At 66.3% G+C, this 4993-nt stretch carries 6 protein-coding genes; all 6 read left to right on the top strand.

Annotation, left to right across the window (positions count from 1 at the left end):
• Positions 1-114: 114 nt before the first annotated feature.
• Positions 115-864, top strand: coding sequence for an SDR family NAD(P)-dependent oxidoreductase (locus tag EN914_RS24010; RefSeq protein ID WP_032899540.1), 750 nt, complete (start codon positions 115-117; stop codon positions 862-864).
• A gap of 18 nt (positions 865-882) precedes the next feature.
• The gene (locus tag EN914_RS24005) at positions 883-1650 is read left to right on the top strand and encodes a 2-keto-4-pentenoate hydratase (protein WP_024504876.1); all 768 of its coding nucleotides are present in this window, start codon (positions 883-885) and stop codon (positions 1648-1650) included.
• 49 nt (positions 1651-1699) lie between these two features.
• Positions 1700-2755: an amidohydrolase gene (locus EN914_RS24000; RefSeq protein WP_024504875.1), complete on the top strand. Its 1056-nt coding sequence runs from the start codon at positions 1700-1702 to the stop codon at positions 2753-2755.
• Between the two features lie 174 nt (positions 2756-2929).
• Entirely contained in the window at positions 2930-3601 is a 672-nt protein-coding gene (locus tag EN914_RS23995; RefSeq protein ID WP_024504874.1) for an amino acid ABC transporter permease, read from the top strand.
• 10 nt (positions 3602-3611) lie between these two features.
• Positions 3612-4268 carry an amino acid ABC transporter permease gene (locus EN914_RS23990; protein ID WP_024504873.1) on the top strand — a complete coding sequence of 219 codons (657 nt, stop codon included), beginning with the start codon at positions 3612-3614 and terminating at the stop codon, positions 4266-4268.
• Between the two features lie 63 nt (positions 4269-4331).
• Positions 4332-4993, top strand: a 662-nt coding sequence (locus tag EN914_RS23985; protein ID WP_164778876.1) for a transporter substrate-binding domain-containing protein, incomplete at its 3' end; no start/stop codon positions are given.

Here is a 4993-nt window from a genome sequence, read left to right as displayed (position 1 = left end):
GTTCGTCCCTATGACATTGGCGGCAGCGACGGCACGGGCGCGATCGCCCGGGCGATCATCGAGCGGCTGGCACCGCGCGCCAGGGTCTGAAACGCCAGCTTCAGGGTGGAATTCATGGCACTATCTCTTCCCGAAGCGCTCGACCTCAGCGGCCAGCGCATTGTCGTCACCGGCGCGGCGAGCGGGATCGGCCGGGCGACGGCAAGCGCTCTCGCCAGCCTCGGCGCCGACCTGCTGCTCGCCGATGTCTCAAGCCTCGACGCGACCTGTGCCGATCTCATCGCCCACAACGTCGTTCCCGAAACGGTCCAGGGCGACCTCCTGACGCCCGGCGCCATAGCCCGGCTCTTCGCCTCCGGGCCGGTCCGCGCGGTCGTCCATTGCGCGGGCATCGTTCCGACGCAGATTCCCTGGGACCAGGACCCAAACTGGGAAGCCCGCTTCGCCCGGACCATGGCGGTCAACGTCCGGCTGCCGATCGAACTCGGTCACGCCGGCATCGCCCACATGGCCGGGAACGGCGGCGGCCGGTTGATCCTCATCGGCTCGCTGGCCGGCTGGCACGGCGGCACGCTGACGACGACGCCGCCCGATTACGTCACCTCCAAGGGCGGGTTGCACGCGCTGGTCCGCCTGCTTGCCCGCAAGGCTGCGCCGGGCGGCGTTCTGGTCAACGGCGTCGCCCCCGGACCGGTCGTGACGCCGTTCAGCGCCAACATCGACTTTCCGCGCGAAAACTTTCCGCTCGGACGCATGGCCACCGCCGAGGAGATCGCCTGGCCGATCGCCTTCCTATGCACGAAGGGGGCGAGCAATTTCTGCGGCGAGATCGTCAACGTCAATGGCGGCGTCTTCTTCGCCTGATGACGGGCCGTTGACAACATGAGCGACAGCTTCGATCTCGACCGCGCGGCAGAGGGACTGGCGAGCGCATGGCGCGCCGGTGCGCAGCCGGCCGGATTGCGCGCCGACGTACGGCCGCGCAGCCTCGCCGAAGGCTACGATGTCCAGGACCGGCTGATCGCGCTCCTCGGCCATGCGGTCGTCGGCTGGAAGATCGGCCTCGCCGGGCGCAACTTCTATCGCGGCGCCGGTCTCTCCCGCCCGATCTTCGGGCGCATCCTGGCGCCGCGCCGCCACGTCAGTGGCGAAGACGTCATCGTGCCCCGCGATGCCAGCGTCACTATCGAACTGGAGATCGCGCTCGTGCTGGCGTGTGACGCCGGACCCGTCGTCACCCCAGACCTGATCGAATCCGCGCATATCGGCTTCGAAATCGTCTCCTCGCGCCTTCCCGACCGCCAGCGCATCGGCGTACCGGCCACGATCGCCGACAATTGCGTGTCGCATGCGGTGGTCCTGGGCCAAACCGTCGATCTTGACGCGATCGGCGACATCGCCGCACATGCCGGCGTCACGGTCGACGGCCATTTGCGCGCCCGCGGCCTGCGCGGCGACGATCTGCCCGATACGCTCGCGGTGCTCGGCCACCTGATCGCGCATCTGCGCGAACGGGGACAGGTCCGGAGGTGTAGCGGCGTGGTCTTCACCGGCACGCTGACGCAACCGTTCGACGTCGCGGCGCCGTGCGAACTCGCCGTCACCGGCACGGGATCGGCATTGCGTTGCCGGCTTGTGCCCGCTCCGTGAGGCCGCCGGCTTCACGGTCCACGGACAAAAAATGAGACAGGGAATACCGATGCGTTCGTCCAGACTGCCCACCCGATACGGCCGTATTTTCCCGCCGGACGAAGCCTGGCTGGCGACGGCAGAGCCGGAGGTCATTCTCGACCCCGAATTGGAGATCATCGACACCCATCATCATCTCTGGGACCTTCGCACCACCAGCGGCCACCGCTACATGCTCGACGAGTTCCTCGCCGATGCCAACAGTGGCCACACGGTCGTCGCCACCGTTCACATGAACGCTTACGAATGGGATCGCGCCTTCGGCCCGAAGGAGATGCAGCCCGTCGGTGAGACCGAGGTCGCCGCCGGCATCGCCGCCATGTGCGACAATGGCATCTACGGGCCGATCCGTGTTGCGGCCGGCATCGTCGGCTTCGCCGACCTGATGCTCGGCGACGGCGTCGCGCCGGTCCTGGAGGCGCATGTACGGGCCGGCGGCGGTCGTTTCCGAGGCATCCGCCACTCAGGCGGGTGGGACGCCGACCCGATCATCGGCAACAGCTTTCCGGGCATCGCGCCCGGGCTTTACGGGCAGCCGCATTTCCGCGCCGGATTTGCCCGGCTCGTCGCCATGGGCCTATCCTTCGACGCCTGGCTCTACCATCCCCAGCTCGCCGACGTCACCGACCTCGCGCGCGCCTTTCCGGAGGCCAGCATCGTCATGGGCCATTGCGGCTGCCCGCTCGGCTACGGCCCCTATGCCGGCCGCAAGGACGAGGTCTTCGCCGCCTGGAAGGCGTCGATGGCCGAACTCGCCACCTGCCCGAACGTCTCGATCAAGCTCGGCGGCATGATGATGCGGCTTGCCGCCTACGACTACAACACCCGGCCCGCGCCGCCGACCTCGGCCGAACTCGCCTCCATGTGGGGTCCCTACATCGAGACCTGCATCGAACTCTTCGGAGCCGACCGCGCCATGTTCGAGAGCAACTTCCCGGTCGACCGGATGGGCATCGGCTATGCCGCCCTTTGGAACGCCTTCAAGCGCATCGTTTCCGGCGCATCCGACGGCGTGAAACGCGGGCTGTTTGCCGGCACCGCGAGGCGCGTCTACCGGCTGGATTGAACCGCCGCGCGGGCGGCGCCAGCCAACACATTTGGCGAGGTGGGGGGAACCGAACCGATAATATCTCTGCATCGCGCCGCCGGCTTAAGCTTCCCCGATAGGGAGGCGCGCGCGGTCGGCGGATCGGAGCGTGGCGGGCAGGCATTTCTGGAGCAGCCGGAAGTTAGGGAGGTCATGCAGTATCAGCTCCTATTCGCGCCCGTGTTCGCGAACATGGACCATCTTCTAACGGGCGCGTGGATCACCATCCAGCTCTCGTTCGTTGCCATGATTCTCGGCCTGATCGTCGGCGTCGTGCTGGCCTTTGCCAAGACCGGCGGGCCGCCCCCGCTGCGCTGGCTGATCGACGCCTATATCGAGCTCGTCCGTAACACACCCTTCCTGGCGCAGATCTACTTCATTTATTTCGCGCTGCCGGAATTCGGCATCCGCATGACGCCGAACACCGCCGCCATCGTGGCGCTGGTGGTCAATGTCGGCGCCTTCGCCACCGAAATCATCCGGGCCGGCATCGAATCCATCGCCAAGGGCCAGGTCGAGGCCGGCGTCGCGCTCGGGCTCAACCGCCTGCAGATCTTCCGCTACATCATCCTGAAGCAGGCGGTGCGTACCATCTACCCGGCGCTGACCAGCCAGTTCGTCTACCTGATGCTGTCGACCAGCGTCGTCTCGGTGATCTCGGCGACGGACCTGGCCGCCGCCGGCAACGACATCCAGCAGCGAACCTTCACCGCCTTCGAGGTCTATCTTGTCATCACCGGCATGTACCTCGTCATGTCGCTCGGCTTCTCCGGCCTGTTCCGCCTGATCCAGCGCCTCGCCTTTAACTATCCCTTAAGCCGGTAGGAGCGAGGTCATGATCCGCCCCTTCGGCATACAGGAATTCTGGTTCATCATTCTGGCTGTCCAGTGGACCATCGCGCTTTCGGCCGCCGCCTTTGCCGGCGGCGCCGTCGGCGGACTCGTGGTGGCGCTGGCGCGGGTGTCGAAATACCGGCTGCTCTGCCTGCCGGCGCTCGGCTTCATTCGCCTGTTCCAGGGCACGCCGCTCTTGATGCAGCTCTTCCTCACCTATTTCGGCCTGCAGATCATCGGCTTCGGCGTCAGCCCCTGGGTGGCGGCCGCACTGGCGCTTACCGTGCACGCCGCCGCCTTTCTCGGCGAGATCTGGCGCGGCTGCATCCAGGCGGTGCCGGAAGGCCAGAGCGAGGCGAGCTGGGCGCTTGGCCTGTCCTATTTCGATCGGATGAAATCGGTGATCCTGCCGCAGGCCGCGCGCATCGCCTTGGCGCCGACCGTCGGCTTCCTCGTCCAGCTGATCAAGGGCACGTCGCTCGCCTCGATCATCGGCTTCGTCGAGCTGATGCGCGCCGCGCAGATCATGAACAACGCGACCTACTCGCCGCTCAAGGTCTACGGGCTGGTGACCATCATCTACTTCTGCCTGTGCTGGCCGCTTTCGGTCTACGCCCGGCGCATGGAAGGGCATTACGCCGCTCTGGCGACACGCTGACGTCTCGAATTGTCCGGACCCTCGATGTCGGGGATCCATTTTTTGAAAGGGAGGATACACCTGATGACACTCTGGAAAAATGCTCTGACGTTCGTCGCGAGCGTCGCGGTCGCGGCGGCCGTCACCGTGATGCCGGCTTCAGCCCTGACCTTGAAGGAAATCAAGGACAAAGGCACGATCACCGTCGGCTCGCTGGTCGATTACCCACCCTTCGGCCTGCTCGATTCCAACGGCCAGGCCGTCGGCTACGATCCCGATCTCGCCAAGGAGTTCGCCGACAGCATCGGCGTCAAGCTGACCATCCTGCCGGTGACCTCGGCCAACCGCATCCAGTACCTGCTGTCGGGCCAGGCCGACGTGCTGTTTGCCACGCTCGGCATCACCGAGGAACGCCTCAAGGTTGTCAACTTCTCGGTGCCCTATGCCGGTCTCGAGCAGTTCGTCTATGGCGACAAGGATATCGCCATCACCGACAAGGCGGGCCTCGCGGGCCAGACGATCGGCGTCACCCGCGGCACCACGCAGGACACCGCCGTGACGGCAATCGCCGCGGCCGACACCAACGTCCAGCGCTACGACGACGACGCCTCCTCCGCGCAGGCACTGATCTCCGGCCAGGTGCCGCTGCTCGGCGTTGCCGACGTCGCGATCGGCCAGATCGAAAAGACGGCGCCGGACCGCTTCACCAAGAAGTTCCTGCTGCGCCAGCAGGCGCAGGGTATCGT

Origin of the sequence: Mesorhizobium sp. M7A.F.Ca.CA.001.08.2.1 (assembly GCF_003998455.1) — a bacterium.
Taxonomy (GTDB): Bacteria; Pseudomonadota; Alphaproteobacteria; order Rhizobiales; family Rhizobiaceae; genus Mesorhizobium; species Mesorhizobium ciceri.
The sequence above is the reverse complement of the archived record's forward strand: the minus strand, read 5'-3'. Positions and strand labels throughout refer to the sequence as shown.

Bases quoted from the DNA above. Each gene is read 5' to 3' on its own strand.
- EN914_RS24010 (WP_032899540.1), top strand. From the start codon at position 115: ATGGCACTATCTCTTCCCGAAGCGCTCGACCTCAGCGGCCAGCGCATT.
- EN914_RS24005 (WP_024504876.1), top strand. From the start codon at position 883: ATGAGCGACAGCTTCGATCTCGACCGCGCGGCAGAGGGACTGGCGAGC.
- EN914_RS24000 (WP_024504875.1), top strand. From the start codon at position 1,700: ATGCGTTCGTCCAGACTGCCCACCCGATACGGCCGTATTTTCCCGCCG.
- EN914_RS23995 (WP_024504874.1), top strand. From the start codon at position 2,930: ATGCAGTATCAGCTCCTATTCGCGCCCGTGTTCGCGAACATGGACCAT.
- EN914_RS23990 (WP_024504873.1), top strand. From the start codon at position 3,612: ATGATCCGCCCCTTCGGCATACAGGAATTCTGGTTCATCATTCTGGCT.